The 20593-nt window shown below is 68.8% G+C and carries 21 protein-coding genes; 9 read left to right on the top strand and 12 right to left on the bottom strand.

The genetic code is table 11. From position 1 onward, the window contains the following. Positions 1 to 36 precede the first annotated feature (36 nt). Positions 37 to 474, bottom strand: coding sequence for a type II 3-dehydroquinate dehydratase (aroQ, locus tag RGD00_RS02740; RefSeq protein WP_310455689.1), 438 nt, complete (start codon positions 472 to 474; stop codon positions 37 to 39). A gap of 87 nt (positions 475 to 561) precedes the next feature. Further along, positions 562 to 1104, bottom strand: a complete 543-nt coding sequence (locus RGD00_RS02735) for an HdeD family acid-resistance protein (protein WP_310455688.1) — start codon at positions 1102 to 1104, stop codon at positions 562 to 564. A 143-nt stretch (positions 1105 to 1247) separates the two neighbouring features. On the opposite strand from RGD00_RS02735, the gene RGD00_RS02730 reads away from it, so the two are divergent. From RGD00_RS02730 to RGD00_RS02695, 8 genes are all read left to right on the top strand, one after another. Next, complete coding sequence (locus tag RGD00_RS02730) at positions 1248 to 2120, top strand: LysR family transcriptional regulator (RefSeq protein WP_310455686.1); 873 nt, start codon at positions 1248 to 1250, stop codon at positions 2118 to 2120. A 93-nt stretch (positions 2121 to 2213) separates the two neighbouring features. Beyond that, on the top strand, positions 2214 to 3011 hold the full coding sequence (locus tag RGD00_RS02725; protein WP_310455685.1) for a VOC family protein: 798 nt from the start codon (positions 2214 to 2216) through the stop codon (positions 3009 to 3011). A 1-nt stretch (position 3012) separates the two neighbouring features. Continuing rightward, positions 3013 to 3951, top strand: coding sequence for a glutathione S-transferase family protein (locus RGD00_RS02720; RefSeq protein WP_310455683.1), 939 nt, complete (start codon positions 3013 to 3015; stop codon positions 3949 to 3951). Between the two features lie 361 nt (positions 3952 to 4312). Continuing rightward, a complete protein-coding gene (locus tag RGD00_RS02715) occupies positions 4313 to 5458 on the top strand; it encodes a C4-dicarboxylate TRAP transporter substrate-binding protein (RefSeq protein WP_310455681.1) in 1146 nt (381 codons plus the stop codon). Between the two features lie 128 nt (positions 5459 to 5586). Next, positions 5587 to 6612, top strand: a complete 1026-nt coding sequence (locus tag RGD00_RS02710) for a TRAP transporter substrate-binding protein (protein ID WP_310455680.1) — start codon at positions 5587 to 5589, stop codon at positions 6610 to 6612. 155 nt (positions 6613 to 6767) lie between these two features. Further along, positions 6768 to 8054 (top strand): cytochrome P450, encoded by a 1287-nt coding sequence (locus tag RGD00_RS02705; protein WP_310455679.1) that lies wholly within the window; start codon positions 6768 to 6770, stop codon positions 8052 to 8054. Then, the gene (locus tag RGD00_RS02700; RefSeq protein WP_310455677.1) at positions 8051 to 8638 is read left to right on the top strand and encodes an NADPH-dependent FMN reductase; all 588 of its coding nucleotides are present in this window, start codon (positions 8051 to 8053) and stop codon (positions 8636 to 8638) included. The genes RGD00_RS02705 and RGD00_RS02700 overlap by 4 nt, the downstream gene beginning before the upstream one ends. After that, complete coding sequence (locus tag RGD00_RS02695; protein WP_310455676.1) at positions 8635 to 9480, top strand: fumarylacetoacetate hydrolase family protein; 846 nt, start codon at positions 8635 to 8637, stop codon at positions 9478 to 9480. The genes RGD00_RS02700 and RGD00_RS02695 overlap by 4 nt, the downstream gene beginning before the upstream one ends. A gap of 340 nt (positions 9481 to 9820) precedes the next feature. Here RGD00_RS02695 and RGD00_RS02690 read toward each other — a convergent pair whose 3' ends face one another. The 5 genes from RGD00_RS02690 to RGD00_RS02670 form a co-directional block, all read right to left on the bottom strand. Further along, positions 9821 to 10429, bottom strand: a complete 609-nt coding sequence (locus RGD00_RS02690; protein WP_310455674.1) for a VOC family protein — start codon at positions 10427 to 10429, stop codon at positions 9821 to 9823. Positions 10430 to 10530: 101 nt separating this feature from the next. Next, positions 10531 to 10914, bottom strand: a complete 384-nt coding sequence (locus RGD00_RS02685) for a nuclear transport factor 2 family protein (RefSeq protein WP_310455673.1) — start codon at positions 10912 to 10914, stop codon at positions 10531 to 10533. A gap of 14 nt (positions 10915 to 10928) precedes the next feature. Continuing rightward, the gene (locus RGD00_RS02680; protein WP_310455672.1) at positions 10929 to 11732 is read right to left on the bottom strand and encodes a sugar phosphate isomerase/epimerase family protein; all 804 of its coding nucleotides are present in this window, start codon (positions 11730 to 11732) and stop codon (positions 10929 to 10931) included. 26 nt (positions 11733 to 11758) lie between these two features. After that, on the bottom strand, positions 11759 to 12712 hold the full coding sequence (locus tag RGD00_RS02675) for an NAD-dependent epimerase/dehydratase family protein (protein ID WP_310455670.1): 954 nt from the start codon (positions 12710 to 12712) through the stop codon (positions 11759 to 11761). A 9-nt stretch (positions 12713 to 12721) separates the two neighbouring features. Next, positions 12722 to 13924, bottom strand: coding sequence for a cytochrome P450 (locus RGD00_RS02670; RefSeq protein WP_310455669.1), 1203 nt, complete (start codon positions 13922 to 13924; stop codon positions 12722 to 12724). Positions 13925 to 14069: 145 nt separating this feature from the next. Between RGD00_RS02670 and RGD00_RS02665 the strand changes: the two genes are divergently transcribed. After that, positions 14070 to 14495, top strand: coding sequence for a DUF1801 domain-containing protein (locus tag RGD00_RS02665; RefSeq protein ID WP_310455668.1), 426 nt, complete (start codon positions 14070 to 14072; stop codon positions 14493 to 14495). A gap of 363 nt (positions 14496 to 14858) precedes the next feature. Here RGD00_RS02665 and RGD00_RS02660 read toward each other — a convergent pair whose 3' ends face one another. The 5 genes from RGD00_RS02660 to RGD00_RS02640 all read right to left on the bottom strand — a co-directional run bounded on the left by RGD00_RS02660 (position 14859) and on the right by RGD00_RS02640 (position 20592). Continuing rightward, positions 14859 to 15893, bottom strand: a complete 1035-nt coding sequence (locus tag RGD00_RS02660; protein ID WP_310455667.1) for a TRAP transporter substrate-binding protein — start codon at positions 15891 to 15893, stop codon at positions 14859 to 14861. 23 nt (positions 15894 to 15916) lie between these two features. Beyond that, complete coding sequence (locus RGD00_RS02655; RefSeq protein ID WP_310455665.1) at positions 15917 to 17020, bottom strand: zinc-dependent alcohol dehydrogenase; 1104 nt, start codon at positions 17018 to 17020, stop codon at positions 15917 to 15919. Beyond that, on the bottom strand, positions 17007 to 17837 hold the full coding sequence (locus tag RGD00_RS02650; protein ID WP_310455664.1) for an SDR family NAD(P)-dependent oxidoreductase: 831 nt from the start codon (positions 17835 to 17837) through the stop codon (positions 17007 to 17009). The genes RGD00_RS02655 and RGD00_RS02650 overlap by 14 nt, the downstream gene beginning before the upstream one ends. 84 nt (positions 17838 to 17921) lie before the next feature. Then, positions 17922 to 19310, bottom strand: coding sequence for a dihydrolipoyl dehydrogenase (lpdA, locus tag RGD00_RS02645; RefSeq protein ID WP_310455662.1), 1389 nt, complete (start codon positions 19308 to 19310; stop codon positions 17922 to 17924). Position 19311: 1 nt separating this feature from the next. Next, entirely contained in the window at positions 19312 to 20592 is a 1281-nt protein-coding gene (locus tag RGD00_RS02640) for a dihydrolipoamide acetyltransferase family protein (RefSeq protein ID WP_310455661.1), read from the bottom strand. Position 20593 lies beyond the last annotated feature (1 nt).

The raw sequence follows: 20593 nt of genomic DNA, 5'->3' as shown, positions 1-20593 counted from the left end.
GCGCAGTTCTCCGCCCCGGCCAACCGCCGGGGTGTCTCAGGCCAGCAGTTGGGCGAGGCGGCGCAGCGCGGCGCGGTAGCCTTCGGTGCCGAGGCCCGCGATCACCGCTTCGGCGCGGGCGCTGACGAAGGAATGGTGGCGGAACGCCTCGCGCCGGTGGATGTTCGAGATATGGACCTCGATCACCGGGCCCTCGAAGGCATGCAGCGCGTCGAGGATCGCGACCGAGGTGTGGCTGTAGGCGCCGGGGTTGATGACGATGCCCTGCGCGTCGCGGCGCGCCTGCTGGATCAGGTCCACCAGCGCGCCTTCGTGGTTCGACTGATGCGCCCGCACGTCGAGGCCGAGGTCGCGGCCGAGCGCGGCGCAGGCGGCCTCGACATCCGCAAGCGTCTCGCGTCCGTAGATGTCGGGCTGGCGCTGGCCGAGCAGGTTGAGGTTCGGGCCGTTGAGAAGGAAGACGGTCTTGGTCATGGGCATCCGCTGGCTGGTCGGGTCCGTTCCGGCCCCCCTGTTCTGGCACGCCGGGCGCGCCGGGGAAAGGTGGTGCGGAAAGGCGGCTCAGGCCAGGCGGCGCAGGCGGAAGGCCAGCGCGCACATCACCACCCCGGCCAGCAGCGCATAGAGCCCGATCAGCCAGCCGAAGGCCAGGATCCCCGCCAGCGGCACGAAGCTGAGCGCGATGCCGAAGGCGACCGACAGAAGGCCCGACAGCCCGAGCAGCCATTCGCCCTCGATCAGGTTGCGCCAGGCGATGGCGGCGGCCATGCGCAGCACCCCCGCCACGATGGCCCAGACCGCCGCCAGCACCACCAGCGCCACTGCCGTTTCCGCCGGCCAGAACAGCGCGATGATGCCGAAGATCGTGCTTGCCACCCCGTCGAGCAGCCATAGCCACGGCCGCGCCGGCCGGTCGCGCACCGACAGCCCCGCCCAGATCGTCAGGATGCCGTCGGCCAGCGCGAAGGCGCCGAACAGCATCACCAGCACCCCCACCGTCAGCGCCGGCCAGAACAGCGCCGCCAGCCCGAAGAGGATGACCGCGATGCCCCGCAGCAGAAGAAGCCACCAGTCCTGCGCGATGCGTCCGGGGGGAAGGAACATGGGAGCCTCCAACATTCATGCGGGCGTCAGCCGTGATCACGCGCCATGATGCCCGCCCGGAAACGCCAAGGAAAGCCCTTCGTTGCGGTTGCCCCCGGGGCCGGGGCCGGGGCATTCTGGGACAGGGCAGAAGGATGCATGCGATGGACAGGCTGAGTTGCGACCGGATGTTTATGGCCGTGATGGAAACCGGCAGCTTCGCCGCCGCCGCGCGGAGGCTGGGGACAAGTTCGGGCCAGGCGTCGAAACTGGTCTCGCGGCTGGAGGCGGATCTGGGGGTGCGGCTTCTGAACCGCACCACGCGGGCGCTGGCCCCGACCGAGGCGGGGCTGGCCTATCACGAAGGGCTGCGCGCCCTGCTGGAGGAGTTCGACGCGCTCGACCAGTCCATCCGCCATGCGGCGCAGGCGCCGCGCGGGCGGCTGCGGCTGTCGGCGCCGCTGACCTTCGGCATCACGCAGCTGGTGCCGGCGCTGAACGATTTCGCCCGCCGCTACCCCGAGATCACGCTGGATGTCAGCTTCACCGACCGGATGGTGAGCCTTGTAGACGAGGGTTTCGACGCCGCGGTGCGGGTGGGCCAGGCGGGGGATTCGGGGCTGATCGCGCGGCGGATCGGCGGATCGCGGGTGCTGACGGTGGCGGCGCCGTTCTATCTGGCCGAACGCGGGGCGCCCGGGGGCCCGGGCGATCTGGCGGCGCATGACTGCATCATCGACACCAATTTCCGCGACCCGGGGCATTGGCATTTCGCCTCCGCCGCGGTGCCGGTCGCGGGGCGGCTGCGCTATTCCAACGCGGCGGCCTGCCTTGCGGCGGCCGAGGCGGGCCTGGGCATCGCGCGGGTGCCGGATTTCGTCGCCGCCGACAGTCTGGCCGCCGGGCGGGTGGCAGAGATCCTGACCGGCCATGCGCCCCCGCCCTATGGCGTCTTCGCGCTTTACCCGCCGGGGCGGCATCTGGCGGCGAAGGTGCGGGTGCTGGTGGATTTTCTGGCGGCGCGGTTCCGGGATTGATTCCATCACGGATGAAATAACCTTCCGGATACGCGGATTATCACCTGCGCGGGTCCGGTCCATATTGACGGAAACCAGACAAGGAGACTGCCGATGCATACCGCCTCTGCCCCGCTGGAAATCGGCCGCGTCGCGCTGACCGTCCATGACCTTGGCCGCGTGGGCGCCTTCTACGAAACCGCCCTGGGGCTGGAACGGATATCCGCCGATGGCGCATCCGCGCTTTACGGCGCGGGGGGCCGCGTTCTGCTGGAACTGCGCGCCGATCCCGCCGCCCGCCGGTCGAGCCCGCGCGAGGCGGGGCTGTTCCATACCGCCTTCCTGATGCCCGACCGCGCGGCGCTCGGCCGCTGGCTGCACCATGTCGCCGCGACCCGCGTACCCCTGCAAGGCAGCGCCGACCATCTGGTCAGCGAGGCGCTGTATCTTGCCGACCCTGAGGGCAACGGGATCGAGGTCTATGTCGACCGCCCGCGCGACCGATGGCAGGTCAGCACCGACGGCGTGAAGATGGCCACCGAGGCGCTGGACATCCAGGAGCTTGCGGCGGCGGCGGACGGGCCCTGGCAGGGGGCGCCCGCGGGCATGGTAGTGGGCCATGTGCATCTGCAAGTCGGCAGCCTGCCGGCGGCGGAATCCTTTTACCACGGCCAGTTGGGCTTTGCCGTGACGTCCCGCTATCCGGGCGCGCTGTTCTATGGTGCGGGCGGCTATCACCACCATCTGGCGACCAACATCTGGAACAGCCGCGCCGCCGGGCCGCGGGACTATCCCGCGACGGGGCTGGCCGAGGTCGAGATCCGCGCCGATCCCGATCTGGCGGGCCGGCTGGCGCCGGTGCAGGCGGATCCCTGGGGCACGCGGATCCGCGTCGCGGCGAAAGGGGCCTGAGATGCTGGTGGATGGCAAATGGACCGCCGACTGGCAGCCGGTGCAGGCCAAGGACGACAAGGGCCGGTTCGTCCGGCAGGTGTCGCGCTTTCGCAACTGGATCACGCCCGACGGCGCGCCGGGGCCCACGGGCCGCGGCGGGTTCAGGGCGGAACCGGGGCGGTATCATCTGTATGTCGCCTATATCTGCCCCTGGGCCAGCCGCACGCTGATCGCGCGCCACCTGAAGGGGCTCGACGGGGTGGTGAGCCTGTCCGCGGTGGACCCGGTGCTGACCGATCAGGGCTGGCGGCTGACCGAACCCGGGGATGCCGCCTACCTGCATCAGATCTACACCCGCGCCGACCCGCATGTCACCGGCCGCGCCACCGTGCCGGTGCTGTGGGACCGCGCGCAGGGCACCATCGTGTCGAACGAATCCGCCGACATCCTGCGGATGTTCAACAGCGGCTTCGGCGCGCTGGCCTCCGGCCCCGACCTCTGCCCGCCCGACCTTGCGGCGGAGATCGACGCGCTGAACGCGGATCTGTACGAGCGGTTCAACAACGGCGTCTACCGCGCCGGATTCGCCAGCACGCAAGGCGCCTATGACGAGGCCTTCGCGCAGGTCTTCGCCGCGCTCGACATGCTGCAATCGCGGCTGGCGGACGGGCGGCGCTGGCTCATCGGGGACCGGTTCACCGAAACCGACATCCGCGCCTTCGTCACGCTGGTGCGGTTCGACGCGGCCTATCACGGGCTGTTCAAATGCAACCTGCACCGGGTGGCCGATTATCCGGCGGTACAGGGCTATATGGAGCGCATCCTCGCCCTGCCCGGCCTGCGCGCGACGGTGAACATGGATCACATCAAGCGCGGGTATCATTCGATCAAGGCGCTGAACCCCACCGGGATCGTCCCGCGCGGGCCCGCCCTGCCCTGGCTGCCGCCGGGGCCGTAGGGCGGAAAGGCCACCGCATCGCCACCGGGCCGGGCGGGGTCAGGAAACGCACCGCGTTTCCCCCGCCCGTCGCACGGCGGTGCCGTGAAAGTCGGTGATGCCGGGAAATCCGGCCAGGCCAGCGCCTGCCCCGGCGGGCGAGAAGCGCCCGCCATGGGCGGGGCGGGCGCTGGCCGGGGGCTTTGGGCCCCCGGCCAGGGCAACTCCACGCGCGGGATATGGCGAAGGCACGCGCCTTCGCCAGACAAATCGGCAGCGCGATGATCCGCCCTCCGCGGCGAAATGTCCCGCGCGCCGGGTACAGCGCGCGATTCCGCCCGCCCCTAGCCTTCCCTGCATAATAACCTAGGGAGGACGGACCATGCCCATCGCCACCATCCGCAACGCGGCCCTTTCGGGCCTTGCGGCGCTTGCCCTCACCACCGCGGCCGAGGCGCGCGACCTGCGCTTTGCCCACGGCTTTCCGCCCGGATCCATCGGGGACCAGAGCCACCATGTCTTCGCCGACAAGGCCAAGGAACTGTCGAACGGCGATCTGAACGTCCAGATCTTCCCCCGCTCGCTGCTGAGCTTCACCGAGATGCTCGGCGGCCTGCGCGACGGGATCGCCGATATCGGCTTCCTGCTGTTCCCCTATTCGCCGGCGGAATTCCCGAACTCCAACATGGTCGCGGACATGACCATGATGTGGAACCTGTCCGACACCGACAACCGCGCCGCGCTGGCCTGGACCGGCGCGCTGTCGGAATACGTGATGCTGAACTGCCCCGAATGCCTGGATGAACTCAAGGCGCAGAACGCCGTCTATACCGGCAGCCAGGCCAGCCAGTATGTCATGCTCTGCGCCAACAAGAAGGTGGTCACGGCCGAGGATCTCAAGGGCCTGAACCTGCGCGCACCGGGATCGCACTGGGCGCGGTGGGCGCAGGCGGTGGGGGCGCGCACGGTTTCCGTACCCGCCAACGAGACCTTCGAGGGCCTGACCCAGGGGCTGGTCGACTGCACGCTGTCGCCGGCGGTGGACCTTGTGGACCTCAGCCTGATGGACGCGGTGAAATACATCGTGGTCGAGGTGCCCGGCGGCGGCTTCGGCGGCACCGCGCAATCCACCGTCAACAGCGAGGTCTGGAAGGATCTCAGCAAGGCGGAACGGGAAATCATCATGCGCGCCTCGGCGGCGATGTCGGGCAGCCAGTCCTGGCGCTATCGCATGCTGCACAACGAATACCTCGACCGCGCCAAGGCCAAGGGCATCGAGGTGGTCGAGATCTCGCCCGACCTGCTGACCATGACGCAGGACTTCACCCGCGCCGACATCCAGGGCATCGGCGCCTCCTACGAGGCCAAGTTCGGCATCAAGAACGCCGGGCAGAAGGCGGAAACGATGCAGAAGATCTTCGACCGCTGGATGGGTCTGGTGGCGAATGTGGAATCGGCCGAACAGCTCGAGGCCCTGATGTGGGACGAGGTGCTGTCCAAGGTCGATCTGGACAGCTACGGGCTCTGACGGACCCGGCCGGGGCGCGTAACCCAAAAGGGTGACACGCGCCCCGACCCCCTGCTGTACCCTTGATCCACGATGCGGATACGCATCCAAGAACGCGGCAACGACCGCTGTCCAACGGGAGATACGCTATGTTCGTCAAGAAGATACTGGGCCTCGGCCTGGCCACGGCGCTGAGTTTCGGCGCGGGCGCCGCCTGGGCCGAGAACGTCACCATCAAGTATTCCAGCTGGCTTCCGCCCTCGCACTTCCTGTGGACGGATGTCTATGTGCCCTATTTCGCCGAGATCGAGAAGGCGACCGAGGGCCGGGTCAAGATCGAGGTCCTGCCCAAGGTCGTCGGCAATGCGTCGAGCCAGTACGACGTGGTGCGCGACGCGCTGGCGGACATGAGCTTCACCGTCGCCTCCTACACGCCCGGGCGTTTCCCCAATTCGGAAATCGGCGAACTGCCGCTTCTGGGCACCGATGCCGCGGTGATGGGCCCGGCCTATTGGCGGCACTTCAAGAAATGGATCGAACCTTCGGGAGAGTTCAAGGAAATCAAGGTCCTGTCCATCTGGATGATCTCGCCCCTGCAACCGCATACCAAGACCCGCGCGATCCGCACGGTCGAGGATTTCAAGGGCCTCAAGATGCGCACCCCCAACCCCAACGTCGTCATGGCGCTGGAACTGGCGGGCGGCGTGCCGATCCTCAAGAACTCCACCGAGGCGTTCGAGATGCTGGCCTCGGGCGCGATCGACGGGCAGATCACCATCCCCAACACCATCCCCGGCTTCGGTCAGCTCGACCTGCTGAAATACGTGACCATCATCCCGGGCGGCATGTCGAACTCCGTCAACATGATGTTCATCAACAACGATGTCTGGGCCAAGATCTCGCCCGAGGATCAGGCGGCGATCGAGGCGCTGTCGGGCGAAAAGCTCGCCCGGGACATCGGCGTGGCCTACATGAAGGCGGATGAGGAGGCGATGGAAATCTTCCGCAACGCCGGCTACGAGATCATCGAGGGCGACGGGGCGATGCTGGAACAGCTGTCCGAACTGTGGAAGCCGGTCGAGGAAGGCTGGATCAAGCGCGCGACCGAGGCGGGCGTGAAGGATCCCGCCGGGCAGTTGGCCGAACTGCGCGCCGAAATCGCCAAGGGCCAGTAGCATTTCCGGCCCGGGCCGCCCGCCGGCGGCCCGGGCCGAACCTCGGGCGGCGCCCCCCTTTCCGCGATGTGCCGGCTGCTCCCGCCGGCGGGGAAGGCGCCGCCCGCCTTGTCATTCCGCACCCCCGCCCGGCGGGCCCGGCAACCGGAGGCGACATGCGCGACCCGATCCAGACCGACCTTGAAAAGACCTTCGCCGCCCCCGCCGCCGCCTGCCCAGCCAGCGCCATCGGCGAAGGCTATGCCCCCTTCGACCATTACGCGATGCACGCCCATCTGGCCCGCGCCCGGGCCGAAGAGCCGGTATTCTACGCCACCGACCTCGGCTATTGGGTCGTCACCCGCTATGACGACGTGTTCGCCATCCTGCGCGACCCCGACCGCTTTTCCGCCGCCAACGCCAACACGCCCATCGTACCCCTGTGCGATCAAGCGGTGGCGATCCTTCAGGCCGGGAATTACCAGCTGGAAGCCGTGCAGGTGAACTGCGACCCGCCGCGCCACACCCGCATCCGCGCCTCGGCGCAGCAGGCGATGAGCCTCAAGGCGCTGTTGTCGCTGGAGGACCACATCCGCGAACTGGTGGTGGCCGCGATCGGCGATTTCAGCGGCAACCGCATCGACCTGTTGCAGGAACTGACCTACGAATTGCCCGCGCGCACGATCTTCAAGCTGCTGGACATTTCGGAATCGGATGCCCGCAAGGTCAAGGACTGGTCCACCAACCGCTTCCTTCTGGGCTATTCGCGCCCCACGCCGCAGTTGCAGGTGGAATCGGCGGAAAATCTGGTGAAGTTCTGGCGCTATTGCACCGGGCTGGTGGCCGACCGGATGGAAAATCCCGGCACCGATTTCGTCAGCCGCCTGCTGGACCTGCGCGGCGGCGACGATGCGGTGCTGACGGTGAACGAGGTCAACTCGCTCGCCTTCGGGCTGATGTTCGCGGGGCACGAGACGACGACGAGCCAGACCACCAACACGCTGAACGCGCTGCTGGAAGACCCCGCCCTGTGGCGGATGCTGTGCGCGGACCCCGCCCTGATCCCGAATGCGGTGGAAGAGGGGCTGCGCATGTACGGCGCGGTCGTCAACTGGCGGCGGCGCGCGAAAGAGGATGTGGAAATCGCGGGCGTGAAGATCCCGAAGGATTCGAACCTGCTGATTTCCTTCACCTCGGCCAACCGGGACGCGGCGGTGTTCCCCGACCCCGACCGTTTCGACCCGCACCGGGCGAATGCGCGCAAACACCTGACCTTCGGCAACGGCATCCACCATTGCCTCGGCGCCCCCCTTGCCCGGCTGGAAATGCGCATCATGATCGAGGAACTGACCCGCCGCTTCCCCCGCATGGCGCGGGTGCCGGACAGGCCGGTGAAATACAAGGCCAGCTTCGCCTTCCGCGTGCCGGAATCGCTCTGGGTCGATCTGGAGCCCGCATCGTGAGCGATACCCCGCTGGTACTCGACGTCATCGTCTGTTCCACCCGCCCCGGGCGCGTGGGGCCGGCGGTGGGGCGCTGGTTCGCCGATCATGCCCGCGCGCAGTCGCGCTTCGCCGTGCGGCTGGTGGATCTGGCCGATTTCGCCCTGCCCGTCTTCGACGAACCCCACCATCCCAAGCTGGGGAAATACGTGCACGACCACACCCGGCGGTGGGCGGCCTCAGTCGCCGGGGCGGATGCCTTCGCCTTCGTGCTGCCGGAATACAATGCCGCGCCCAATTCGGCCTTCGTCAATGCGCTGTCGTATCTCAGCGCCGAATGGGCAGGCAAACCCTGCGGCTTCGTCAGCTATGGCGGCATTTCCGGGGGCTTGCGGGCGGTGCAACTGTCCAAGCAGATCGTCACCACGCTGCGGATGATGCCGCTGATCGACGGCGTGCCGATCCCCTTCGTGGCGGAAAGGATCGGGGCGGATGGGGTTTTCGCGTCGAACCCGCTGATCGACGCATCGGCAGACAAGATGTTGCCGGAACTCTATCATTGGGCAAAGGGCCTGCGGGCGATGCGGCAAGAGGAGAAGGCATGAAGATCGCGAGCTATGTGAAGGACGGCAAACCCACCTTCGGCCTGCTGACCGAGGCCGGGCTGGTCACGCTCGGCGGGCTGGTGCCGGGGGTCGACAGCCTGCGCGCGGCGCTGGCGGCGGACGCGCTGCCCCGGCTGGCCGCCCTGTCGCAGGGCGCGGCCCCCGATGCGCAACTGGCCGATGTTACGCTGCTGCCCCCGGTGCCCGACCCGCGGCGGATCTGGGGGATGGGGCTGAACTACGCCGCCCATGCCGCGGAAACCGGGCGCGAGGTGACGCGCGAGGCGCCGGTGCTGTTCTTCCGCGACGCCGCGACCGTGGTGGCCCATGGCCGGCCGGTGCTGCGCCCCAAGGTCTCGACGCATTACGATTTCGAAGGCGAACTGGCCGTGATCATCGGCAAGGGCGGCCGCCATATCCCGGTGGACCGCGCGATGGACCATGTGGCGGGCTATGCCTGTTTCATGGACGGCTCGGTCCGCGACTACCAGAAACGCAGCCTGCCCACGGGCAAGAACTTCGAATCCTCCGGCGCCTTCGGCCCGGTGATGGTCACGGCCGACGAGGTGCCGGACCCCGCGCGGCTGCACCTGACGACGACGCTGAACGGCGCGGTGGTGCAGCAGGCGGGGCTGGAACAGCTGATCCATACCATCCCCGACCTGATCGCCTATTTCTCGACCATCCTGTCGTTCGAACCCGGCGACGTGATCGCCACCGGCACCCCCGCCGGCGTCGGCGCGGCGCGCACCCCGCCCCTGTGGCTGAAGGCGGGCGACGTGGTGCAGGTCGAGATCCCCGGCGTGGGACAACTGGAAAACCGGGTCGAGGACGAGGGCTGAGGCAAGTCCCGGCCTACGGCCCCCGGCCCCGTGCGAGGCGGCGGCTGCCCTGCCGGGCGGCTGTGCCCCTGCCCGCTGTCGGCGGCGCGCCGCGCGGGAGTGTTTGGGGCAAGATGAAGCCCGGGCGCGCGATCCACACAGCGCGCCCTTCGCCTTTCACCGCGACCCAAATATCCCCGCCGGAGGCTCCTGCCCCCGCCACCGGGTCAAACGCCGGGCCTCATGCGCGCCCGTGCCGCCGCGTCGCAGGACAAGGCCCCGGGGTTGATCCCCGGGGCCTTGCCGTCCCTCGTTCCGGCGCGGGCGGCCCTTCCCTGGGAAGGGAGCAACCCCGCCCGCGTCAGGCGCGTTCCTTGCGCATGTCGGCGATGGTCATGCCTTCCGGGATCGGCGGGCGTTCGCGGATGCGTTCCCAGGCCACGCCGGCTTCCCAGTCGGCGCGCAGCTTGTCGGGGTCGACGATCACGCCGATGGGGTTTTCGGCGAAGGCAGGGCTGTTGAAGAACACGTTCGCCTCTTCCTTGGTGGCGAAATTGTCCACCTGCAGTTCCAGCTTCACCCCGTTCGGGTCGCGGTAGTAGAAAGAGATCGTCGGCCCGTGGTTGATCGTGCGCACCGGCTCGATCCCCAAGGTCTTCAGCCGGTAGTAGTTCGACAGCAACTCGCCCAGATCGTTGTAGCTGTAGGCCACATGGTCGATCGTCCCGGTGCCGTGGTCCAGCGGCGCCTCGGGCGGCAGCTGGATGAAGGCGATGCGATGGTGTTCCTCGTCATAGGTGGTGAAGCAGATCACGTTGTTGCGGAACACCACCTTGGTGCCGATCACCTTCTCGAACCAGTCGAGGGTCGAATCGAGGTTCTTCGTCTTGACCACCAGATGGGCGAAGGTGGAGGGCGGAATGGTGGTGTTGGGGTCGATGGTCTTGCGCTGATTGATGGTATCGGCCATCTGGGGATCCTCCCGGCTGTTCCGGCGCGGGCGGCCCGCGGCGGGGTTTGCGCCAGCATGAACGCGCGCGGGGCTGGCGTCGGTCCCCGCGGCTTGGGACATCAGCCCTTGGGGCGCGGCGTCGACTGCCACGAGGTCATCCGCCAGCCGGGGCCCGAACGGACCCAGGTTTCGATGAACCGGTTGTCGAGCACCTTGTCCACGCCCCCCACCGTCACCGCGATCTCCATCACCCCGGTGCGGATCACCGCGCCCTCGTTCAGCGTGATGAAGCGCAGTTCGGTGGGCGTGAAGCTGTGGTAGGTGATATGGCCGCTGCCGATGCTGTCGATATGGCTCTGCTTGCCGTCCACCCGGGCGGAGGAGTGGATATAATGCAGGTCGTCGTGCAGCAGATCGGCCAGCGCCGCGATGTCGCCGCGCCGGGTGGCGTCGGTGCGGGCGGTGGCGGCGGCGGCGACTTCGCTGTGCAGGCTGTCGGTCATTGCGGGATCCTCTGTCAGTTGCGGCCGGCCTTGCGGTCGGCCTTTTCGATCATCGCCCGGGTCTGGGCGAGCGATCGCGTCAGCCGGTCTTCCAGCGTCATGTGGATGTTCGGGATTTCCACCCCGATCACCATGCCGGGGGGCAGGACATCCACGAAATCCTGCAAGGGAAAGATGCCGTCGCCGGGCGGCAGGCGGGCGCTGCGGGCCTCGTGCAGTTGCTGTTCGGGCGGAATGTCGCCCGCGCCGTCGCACAGCTGCACCCGGCAGATCCAGTCGAGATGTGCGCGCATTTCCGCCATCGTGCCGACATGGCGGAAGAAATGCATGGAATCAAGCGTGATGCGCGCCTCGGGGTCGCCCAGTTCCTTGAGGAACCGCACCGTGTTGGTCAGCGTGTCATGGGCGAAGCGGCGGCTGATCTCGGTCGAGACCTTCAGCCCGTATTCGCGCGCGATGCGGCAGGTGTCGCCAAAGCTGTCCATCAGCCGCGATTCGTCGGGGTCGCGGGCCAGCACGTTGATCCAGTCGGCGCCCAGATAGGCGCTGCTTTCCATCGCCGGGCGGAAGATTTCGGGGTCGGTTTCCGGCTGGATGTTGAAGGCATCGGTCACGTCGAGCTTGATGCCGTTGGCCGCCAGCGCGTTGCGCGTTTCCCGCCGGGCCCTGGTGTCGCCCAGAAGGTCGAAGAAGGGAAAGGGCCGCATCGGCTGCACCAGCAGGCCGACATGGGAACAGCCGTGTTCGGCCGCCAGTTCGATCATTCTGGCAGAGGGCACTTCGGAGGCGGTGAGGAATTCGAGGCTGATGGGGCGCATGGGGGTCTCCTTCAGGGGCCGCCGGTCTAGCGGTTGCCGTCGATTTCGGTGCGGAAGGCGGGGTCGGTGTAGTAGCGGCGGGTCCAGTGCATCGCATCGGCAAAGGACAATTCCGGCACGATCCCGGAATCGTCGAGGAACCGCGAACAATCGGCCTGTTTGTAGGCGACCAGATATTCCACCGGCACCGCCGCCTTTTCGAACGGTCCATGGCCGGGGGCCTCGCGCAGGATGATGTCGTAGATCTCGGCCTCGGACAGGGTTTCCGTGCCGCCGACATTGTAGATCTGCCGCGGCAGTTCGGGGCCGATGGCGGCCTGCACGAAGAACTTGGCGATATCCGTCACATGCAGCGGGTTGTGCACGCAATCGTCGGTCCAGACCTGATGCCAGTGCACCGGGCGGCCCGTCACCGCGTTGCGCATCGCGAGGTTGATCTGGCCGAGCGCGCCGACATAGCGCCCCGGCCCATAGGCGAAGGTGGGCCGCAGCCCGACCGAGCGCATGCCATAGGCGCGCAGGTAATGCGCCGCCGTCGCCTCGTTCATCGCCTTGGTGGCACCGTAGATCATGCCGGGCATCACCGGCGAATCCTCTGTCACCACCTCGGGGTAGAGTTCCGGCGGGCCGTAGACGCCGACAGAACTGGCATAGACCAGCCGGGGCTGGTGGGTCAGCCGCGCGGCCTCGAACAGAAAGCCCGTGCCCATGACGTTGACGCGCAGCGCCTCGATGGGGTTGTGGTGGCTGTTGTGGGTGATCATCGCGCCCAGATGGATCACCGCCTTGGGCTCATGCGCGCGCAAGAGCCGCATCCAGGTCAGCGCATCGCCGATATCCGCGCGCTCGAACGTCTCGCTGTCGCGGACCGTGGCCGGGGGCGTCACGTCGACGCTGACCACCCGTTCGCCGCGCAGGATCAGTTCGCGCACCACGAACCGCCCGATGAGGCCCGCGGCCCCCGTCACCAGTACCGGCATGCCCGCCCCCTATGCCACCAGCCGCAAGGGCAGGTTCTTCAATGTCCGCAAGGTGTTGACCAGCCGGATTTCCGGCGTGCCGGTCAGTTCCAGACGGTCGATCCGCCGGGCGAGGGCGGAAAGGATGCATTCCGCCTCCAGCCGCGCGATGTTCTGGCCAAGGCAGATGTGATCGCCCGCGCCGAGTGCCACATGCTTGCCCGCCGGGTTGCGGTCGATGTCGAAACGGTCGGGGTCGTCCCAGGCGCGGGGGTCGCGGTTGGCCGCGCCCATGAACATCGCCACCTTGGTCGCGCCCTTCAGGTGCAGGCCGCTGATTTCCGCCCCCGCATCCACCGTGGTGCGGAACAGGTTCGCGGCCGGGCTTTCCAGCCGGATCGCCTCTTCGAACGCCGGTTTCGCCTTGCCCGGGTCGGCCCGCAGCGCCGCCCATTGCGCGGGGTCGCGCGCGAGGTAATGGAGCGCGTGGCCGATGCCGGAAATCGTCGTGTCCACGCCCGCGCGCAGGAAGGACCGCACCTGCAACGGCCCGGTGCCGGGGGCGAATTCGCCGCGGTCCTCGGCCAGCAAGATCTGTTCGGCAAAGCCGCCGGGGAGGATGTTTTCCCGTTGGATCGCCGCCTGATAGCGCGCCATGATCGGTTCGGCCTGGCGCATGGACTCCTCGAACAGGGCATTCTTGGGCCCCTGCTGGTTGAAGTTCATGTCGCCGATGACGAGGAATTCCTCGGGCGAGAAATCCACCCCGAGGACCGTCAGGAAGGCGTCGAGGACGAAGGCTTCGGCGATGTCCTTCACCGCATCGACCTCGCCTGCCTCCACCACGCGGTCGGCCAGCGCCTCGGCCTTTTGGGTGAACACCTCGCGCCACTGGCGGATGATGAGGGGCGACAGGATCCGGTTCATCGCCGCGCGCACCGGGGTATGGGCGGGCGGGTCCAGTTCGGTGATCGGGCTCGGGGACCGCCAGGCGCCGGGCTTGCGGATATCGGACATGCCGATGCCGCCGGTGGTGGTGAAACGGCGGTAGTCCGACATCACCTGCCGCAATTCGTCATGCCGGCCGACGGCGTACATGTCGTATTTCGGGATCCAGACCACCGGCCCGGTATCGCGCAGCGCGGCATGGAACCCCCAGGGTTCGCGCAGTGTGTCGAGCGCATAGGGATCGAGGTCGAGCACGGGGGCCCCGGTCAACATGTCGTCTGGCATGGCATCCTCCCTTGCCCCTGTCCGGGGCCGGCGGAACCGCGGCGGGGCCGGGTTCTTCTGCGGAAAGGATGCCTGCGGCTGCGGGGCGAATCTGTACCTGCCCTAGGGTACGCGGCTGTGATATGCTGGATGGATGGAGGGCCCCATGGCCGAACGCAGGACCGAAGGCGCACCGCGGCTGCTGTCGGGCGGCAACCCGCAGATCCCCAAGGGATACGGCGAGGCGCCGGTGCGCGCCTATATCGCCGCCATGCCGGGCTGGAAACAGGCCGTGGGGCAGGACATCGACCGCATCGTGACCGAAACCCTGCCCGGCGTGCGCAAGGCGGTGAAGTGGAACTCGCCCCTCTACGGCGCGGAGGATGACGGCTGGTTCCTCAGCTTCCACTGCATGACCCGCTATATCAAGGTCGCCTTCTTCCGCGGCGCCCTGCTGGACCCGCCGCCGCCCGAGCCGTCGAAACAACCCGAGGTGCGCTATCTGCATATCCCCGAGGGCGAGGCGGTGGATGAGGCCCGACTGGCCGACTGGATACGCCAGGCCGCGCGCCTGCCCGGGGTGAAGATGTAGGCGCGGCGCGGGATCGGTATTCCGCACTGCCGCTCTGTCTGGCGAAGGCGCGTGCCTTCGCCACCGCGATGCAGATCGCGTTGCCCCGGCCGGGGGCCCAAAGCCCCCGGCCAGCGCCCGCCCCGCCCATGGCGGGCGCTACTCGCCCGCCGGGGCGGGCGCTGGCCTACCCATTATTCCCGGCATTTCCGTCTCTCACGGCACCGCCGCGCGACGGGCGGGGGAAACGCGGTGCGTTTCCCGATCCCGCCCGGCCCAACGGTGGTGTGAAGACCAATCCCCAAGCCTTCCGCCGGCTGCCCGGAACGAAAAACGCGGCACCCCGGGGGGATGCCGCGCGGTTTTCCGCCCGTCAGGGGCAGCTCACTTCGGCTGCGCTTCGGCCAGTTGCGCGCGATAGTCGGCCAGGATCGCCTCGGGGTTGGCGAAGCCCTTTTCCTTGGCGCGCTTCACCCAGGCTTCTTCCAGCGGCTTCAGAATTTCGCGCAGTTTCGCGACATCCTCGTCCGTGGCCTCGACGATGGTGTATTTCGGGTTCGCCGACAGGACCTCCAGCGCCTCCTTGTCCTTGTTTTCCCAGGCCGCGCCGAACTTGGCCGCCAGCTTGTCCTGCGAAATGGCCTGGATCGCGGCGCGGTCGGCTTCCGAGATCCTGGCCCAGACCGCATCGTTGATCAGGATCATGCAGATCGCGTTCGACAGCCCGCCGGGCAGCAGATAGGCGCTGTCGGTCAGGTCGACCTGGTTGAAGCCGACGACCGAACTGCCGGGCGTGATCTGCCCGTCGATCGCGCCCGAGGACAGCATTTCATAGGCTTCGGTCGGCGCCTTGGTGATCGGCACGCCGCCCAGAAGCTCCACCGCCGCGATCACCGTATTGCCGGGCGAGCGGAACTTGAGCCCCCTGAGATCCTCGAGCGTCTTCACCGTCTTGCCGCGGATGAACATCTGCGAGGGCGAGATCGGGAAGATCGTCAGGACCTGCGTGCCTTCGTATTCGTTGAAATCGGCCAGATGCTTGCGGTACACGCGGTCATAGATCGGCGCGTGGATGCTGGCAGAGTTGCTGACCAGCGGCAAGTCCGCGAATTCCGACACCGGGAAGCGCCCGGGGGTGAAGCCGGCGGTGAACCACGCCATGTCGGCCAGCCCGTCGCGCACCACGTCGAACTGGCTTGCGGCGGTGCCCACGACCTTGGGCAGGATGTCGATCTTGACGCGGCCCTCGGTCACCTGCTCGATTTCCGCGAACCAGGGCTGGATCACGTCGGTCCAGGCGAAATAGTTCGCGGGCATCCAGTTGGAATACTTGATCGTCACGGTTTCGGCCATCGCCGAGGCCGCCGTGAAGCAGACCCCCGCAAGCGCGCCGACGACGCCCAGTTTCTTCAACATCATCCTCGTTTCTCCTCCGTTGATCGTCAGGGCCGGATCGCCACCTTGACGGGCGATTCGGGGGTTTCGTAACCGGCGGTGCGCACGGCCTCTTCGGCCTGATCCAGCGCGAACACATGGCTGACCATCCGCCCCACATCCTGCCCCCGCGCGCGCAGCACCTGGCCGAGCCGCAGCGCCTCGGGCACGGTATGGGGATGGGCCAGCGGGCTTTGCATCGTCACCTGTTTCAGCAGCACGGCGGTGAAATCGACGCTCAGCGGCCCGGGCGGGACGGAACAGTTCACCACCCTGCCCCCGGTGCGCACCGCGGCCAGCGCAAGGTCCTTGGCGGGCTGCGCCCCCGCGGTCTCGATCACCACCGCCGGGTCCTGGCCGAGTGCTGCGCGCAGTTGCGCCGCGCCGTCGCCGCCGTCCAGCACCACCGTGCGCGTCACGCCGAGGTCCCGCGCCAGCGCCAGCCGGGCGGCATCGCGCGGCAGGCCCGCCAGCACCACATCGGCCCCGCGCAGCTGCGCGACCAGCGCCGCGCCGATGCCCTGCGGCCCCGGCCCGATCACCGCCACCGGATCGCCGAGGCCGATCCCGGCCGTGCGGGTCCAGTAGATGGAATTGGCCAGCACCGAACAGGCGACCAGCGCGGTTTCGGCCGGCAGGTCGGCATCCACCGGATAGACCAGCGCATCCGCGGGCACGAAGACATGGGTGGCATAGCCGCCCCACAGATGCGGCGGGGCATCGGCGCGCATCCAGCCGTAGCCGCCCTTTTCCCACCTGTGATCGCACAGGTAATAGTTCCCCTCGCGGCAGGGGCGGCAGTCGGCGCAGGGCCAGCGCGCCTCGACCACCACCCGGTCGCCGGGCTTCAGCCCGCGGCGCGCGGCGGCCTGCGCCCCGATGGCCTGCACCCGGCCCAGGATCTCGTCGCCGAAGACCACCGGGGCGATGGCGTCGATGGCCGCGATCTCGCCGCGGAACATGTGCACCTCGCTGCCGTCCACGCCCGCCAGTTCCACCGCCACCAGCATGTCGCCGGGGCCGAGTTCGGGCAGCGGAAAGTCCCGGACGGTCAGCCGCCCGGGGCCTTCGTAGACGGCGGCGCGCGCCGTGGCGGGGTCAGGCGCGGCCATAGCTCGCCGGCCCATAGACCAGATCGGTGCGCGCGGCGATGTCCTCGGGCGCGATGGCGTGGGTGTGCAGGTAAAGCTGGTTGCGCTGGATCGCGTCGCGCACCATCTCGCCCACGGCGGCGGCGTCGATATATTCGTCGACCAGCTTCTTCATCCGCTCGTCCACCATCTCCTTGAACACGCGCCCCTCGCCCTTTTCGCCGGCCGGGCGCTGCGATTCGGAATTGGCGACCACATTGGTGCGCACCATCGCCGGGCACAGGACGGTGCAGCCGAAGCCCTCGTCCCCGATGTCGTTCACGATGCCTTCCGAGATTCCCACCACCGCATATTTGCTGGCGCTGTAGGGGGTGTGGCCCTTCACCGGCCAGACGCCCGCCATCGAGGCGGTGTTGACGATGTGCTTTTCGCCCGGCTGCGCCTTCATCCGCGGCAGGAACACGTCGAGCCCGTTGATGACGCCCCAGACGTTCACGTCGAACATGAACTTCCAGTCCGCCAGCGTCGCATCCGTCAGCGGGCGCAGCGGCCGCCAGGACACGCCGGCGTTGTTCACCAGCACCTCGACGGACCCGAACCGGCCATAGGCCGCATCCGCCATGGCGGCGACGGATCCGTGGTCGGCGACGTTCGCCTGCACCGCCAGCGCCTGGGTGCCGAGCGCCTCGACCTCTGCCGCGACGGTGGCGGCGGTATCGGCGTTGAGATCGGCCACGACCACGTTCATCCCCGCCTTGGCCAGCGCATGGGCGATCGCCCGGCCGATACCGCTGCCCGCGCCGGTCACGACCGCCGTCTTGCCGTTCAGGTCCTGCATCCTTTCCTCCCCCTATCCTTGCGGGGTATCATCCGCGCCGCACCGGGCGCGTCTGTCCCCCGCCGATGGGGCGGGCGGCGGCGTTCAGATATGCAGCGGCTGGCCGAGCGCGCGCAGCGCCGCTTCGTGCAGCGCCTCGCCCCGGGTGGGATGGGCGTGGATCGTGCCGGCGATATCCTCGATGCGCGCGGCCATTTCCACCGCCAGCGCGAAACCCGCCGCCAGTTCCGACACACCCGCCCCCACGGCATGGATGCCCAGAACCTCGCCGGTTTCCGCCCGGGCGGTGACGCGGACGAACCCGTCCTCGCGCAAAGCCGTCATCGCGCGGCCATTGGCCGAAAAGGGAAACATCCCCACCGTCACCTCATGCCCCGCCAGCCGCGCCTCGTCGGGGCCGAGGCCGACCGACACGATTTCGGGGTCGGTGAAGCAGACGGCGGGGATCGCGCGCCTGTCCCATGTGCGCCGGTGCCCGGCGACCAGTTCGGCCACCATCTCGCCCTGCGCCATGGCGCGATGGGCCAGCATCGGTTCCCCGGTCACGTCCCCGATGGCCAGCACCCCGCGCATCGAGGTGCGGCAGCGGTCGTCCACCCGGATGAACGGGCCGTCCATGTCGAGCCTGAGTTCGCGGATTCCGGCCTCGGCGGTCCGCGGCCTGCGGCCCACGGTGACAAGCACCCTGTCGGCCAGGATGTCCTCTGCCCCGTCGGCCAGCGCCACGCGCAGGGCGCCATCCGCCGACATGCCCCCCGCCCGCGCCCCGGTCAGCACCCGCACGCCCAATGCCTCCAACCGCTGCATCACCGGGCGGGTCAGTTCGGCGTCGTATTGCGGCAGGATGCGCGGCGCGGCCTCGATCACCGTGACGCGGGCCCCCAGCTTGGCAAAGGCGGTGCCGAGTTCCAGCCCGATATAGCCGCCGCCGACCACGGCGAGGCTTTCGGGCAGGTCCGTCAGCGCCAGCGCATCGCTGGACGAAATCACCCGCCCCCCGAAGGGCAAGGACGGCAGCGCCACGGGTTCGGACCCGGTGGCGATCACCAGCACCTCGGCGCGGATCATCACCGGGCCTTCCGGCGTCGTTACCACCGCGGTCTTGCCGTCGCGCAACACCGCCTCGCCCGCCACCAGCCGCACGCCCGCACGGCGCAGAAGCCCCGCGACCCCGCCGGTCAGCCGCGCCACGATGGCGTCCTTCCACGCCACCGTCGCCGCAAGGTCGATGGCCGCACCGCCGGCCGAAACCCCCATCGCGGGCGCGGCAGCCAGCCCCGCGATGCGGTGGAATTCATCGGCCGCCTGGATCAGCGCCTTGGACGGGATGCAGCCCACGTTGAGGCAGGTCCCCCCCGGCGGCGCGGGGTCCACCACCACCGTATCCACCCCGAGCCGCCCGGCGCGGATCGCGCAGACATAGCCGCCCGGCCCCGCGCCGATCACCAGAAGCCTGCAGGACATCTCGCGCATCTCAGCCCTCCACGAAGATCAGCGCCGGGGTTTCCAGCAGGGTTTTCAGCCGCTGCACGAACACCGCCGCGTCCCAGCCGTCGATCACCCGGTGGTCGAAGCTGCAAGACAGGTTCATCATCCGCCGCGGCTCGAACGCGGTTCCGTTCCAGAAGGGCCGCGTGGCCAGCCGGTTGACGCCGACGATGGCGACCTCGGGCGCGTTCAGGATCGGCGTGGACGCGATCGCGCCGAGGGGGCCGAGCGAGGTGATGGTGATGGTCGATCCCGACAGTTCCTCGCGCCGGGCGGTGCCGTCGCGGGCGGCCTGCGCCAGCCGCGCGATCTCTGCCGCCATGTCGCGCAGCGACAGCGCCTCGGCATGGCGCAGGACGGGGACCATCAGCCCCCCCGGCGTCTGCGCGGCGATGCCGATATGGACGGCGCCGAAGCGGCGGATCAGCCCCTCGTCGGCCAGATGGTGGGCGTTCAGCATCGGCTGGTCGCGCAGCGCCCGGACCAGCGCGCGGGCGAGGAAGGGTAGGAAGGTCAGCTTCACCCCCTGCATCCCCGTCCCCATGCGGGTGCGCAGATCCTCCAGCGCGGTGGCGTCGATTTCCTCGACGATGGTGATATGGGGAATGGCGGCGGCGCGGGCCATGTTTTCGGAAATCCGCCGGCGCAGGCCGATGATGCGGATATCCTCCACCGTGGTGTCGGGCTGCGGGCCCGGCGCGGGCGGGATGCCGCCCGAGGCGATGAAGGCCGACAGGTCCTCGTGCGTGATCCGCCCCATCGGGCCGGTCCCGCGCACCTGCCGCAGGTCCACCCCCGCCTCGCGCGCCCGCTGGCGGACCGAAGGCGGGGCCAGCGGGCGTTCGCCCTCTGCCCGCAGGGGGGCGGGGGCGGCGGGTTTCGGAGGGGGCGCCGGTGTCGGCGCAGGCGCGGGTTTCGGTGCGGGCTTCGGCGCGGCCTCGGATGGCGGCACAGGTGGCGGCGCGGGCGGCGCCTCGGGTGCGGGCGCAGGCGCTGCTTCGGCAGCCGCTGCGACATTGCCCGCGCCCTCGACCTCCAGCCGCACGAGTTCGGCCCCCACGGCCAGCACATCGCCCGGCTGGCCCGCGCGCCAGACCACCTTTCCGGCGACCGGCGAGGGGATTTCGACCGTCGCCTTGTCGGTCATCACCGCGCAGAGGGGTTCGTCCTCGCGCAGGTGCTGGCCGACCTCGACCAGCCATTCCGCGATTTCCGCCTCGGCGATGCCTTCGCCGATGTCGGGCATGCGGATCGAATGGATGCCCATG

Source organism: Ruixingdingia sedimenti, from assembly GCF_031432425.1.
Taxonomy (GTDB): Bacteria; Pseudomonadota; Alphaproteobacteria; order Rhodobacterales; family Rhodobacteraceae; genus Ruixingdingia; species Ruixingdingia sedimenti.
This window is presented reverse-complemented; position numbering and strand designations above follow the sequence as displayed.

Excerpts from the sequence above, each read along its gene's own strand:
- RGD00_RS02725 (WP_310455685.1), top strand. The coding sequence starts at position 2,214 with ATGCATACCGCCTCTGCCCCGCTGGAAATCGGCCGCGTCGCGCTGACC.
- lpdA (WP_310455662.1), bottom strand. The coding sequence starts at position 19,310 with ATGCGCGAGATGTCCTGCAGGCTTCTGGTGATCGGCGCGGGGCCGGGC.
- RGD00_RS02640 (WP_310455661.1), bottom strand. The coding sequence starts at position 20,592 with ATGGGCATCCATTCGATCCGCATGCCCGACATCGGCGAAGGCATCGCC.
- RGD00_RS02685 (WP_310455673.1), bottom strand. The coding sequence starts at position 10,914 with ATGACCGACAGCCTGCACAGCGAAGTCGCCGCCGCCGCCACCGCCCGC.
- RGD00_RS02695 (WP_310455676.1), top strand. The coding sequence starts at position 8,635 with ATGAAGATCGCGAGCTATGTGAAGGACGGCAAACCCACCTTCGGCCTG.
- RGD00_RS02715 (WP_310455681.1), top strand. The coding sequence starts at position 4,313 with ATGCCCATCGCCACCATCCGCAACGCGGCCCTTTCGGGCCTTGCGGCG.
- RGD00_RS02680 (WP_310455672.1), bottom strand. The coding sequence starts at position 11,732 with ATGCGCCCCATCAGCCTCGAATTCCTCACCGCCTCCGAAGTGCCCTCT.
- RGD00_RS02730 (WP_310455686.1), top strand. The coding sequence starts at position 1,248 with ATGGACAGGCTGAGTTGCGACCGGATGTTTATGGCCGTGATGGAAACC.
- RGD00_RS02655 (WP_310455665.1), bottom strand. The coding sequence starts at position 17,020 with ATGGCCGCGCCTGACCCCGCCACGGCGCGCGCCGCCGTCTACGAAGGC.
- RGD00_RS02650 (WP_310455664.1), bottom strand. The coding sequence starts at position 17,837 with ATGCAGGACCTGAACGGCAAGACGGCGGTCGTGACCGGCGCGGGCAGC.
- RGD00_RS02690 (WP_310455674.1), bottom strand. The coding sequence starts at position 10,429 with ATGGCCGATACCATCAATCAGCGCAAGACCATCGACCCCAACACCACC.
- RGD00_RS02710 (WP_310455680.1), top strand. The coding sequence starts at position 5,587 with ATGTTCGTCAAGAAGATACTGGGCCTCGGCCTGGCCACGGCGCTGAGT.
- RGD00_RS02675 (WP_310455670.1), bottom strand. The coding sequence starts at position 12,712 with ATGCCGGTACTGGTGACGGGGGCCGCGGGCCTCATCGGGCGGTTCGTG.
- RGD00_RS02665 (WP_310455668.1), top strand. The coding sequence starts at position 14,070 with ATGGCCGAACGCAGGACCGAAGGCGCACCGCGGCTGCTGTCGGGCGGC.
- RGD00_RS02720 (WP_310455683.1), top strand. The coding sequence starts at position 3,013 with ATGCTGGTGGATGGCAAATGGACCGCCGACTGGCAGCCGGTGCAGGCC.
- RGD00_RS02670 (WP_310455669.1), bottom strand. The coding sequence starts at position 13,924 with ATGCCAGACGACATGTTGACCGGGGCCCCCGTGCTCGACCTCGATCCC.
- aroQ (WP_310455689.1), bottom strand. The coding sequence starts at position 474 with ATGACCAAGACCGTCTTCCTTCTCAACGGCCCGAACCTCAACCTGCTC.
- RGD00_RS02705 (WP_310455679.1), top strand. The coding sequence starts at position 6,768 with ATGCGCGACCCGATCCAGACCGACCTTGAAAAGACCTTCGCCGCCCCC.
- RGD00_RS02735 (WP_310455688.1), bottom strand. The coding sequence starts at position 1,104 with ATGTTCCTTCCCCCCGGACGCATCGCGCAGGACTGGTGGCTTCTTCTG.
- RGD00_RS02660 (WP_310455667.1), bottom strand. The coding sequence starts at position 15,893 with ATGATGTTGAAGAAACTGGGCGTCGTCGGCGCGCTTGCGGGGGTCTGC.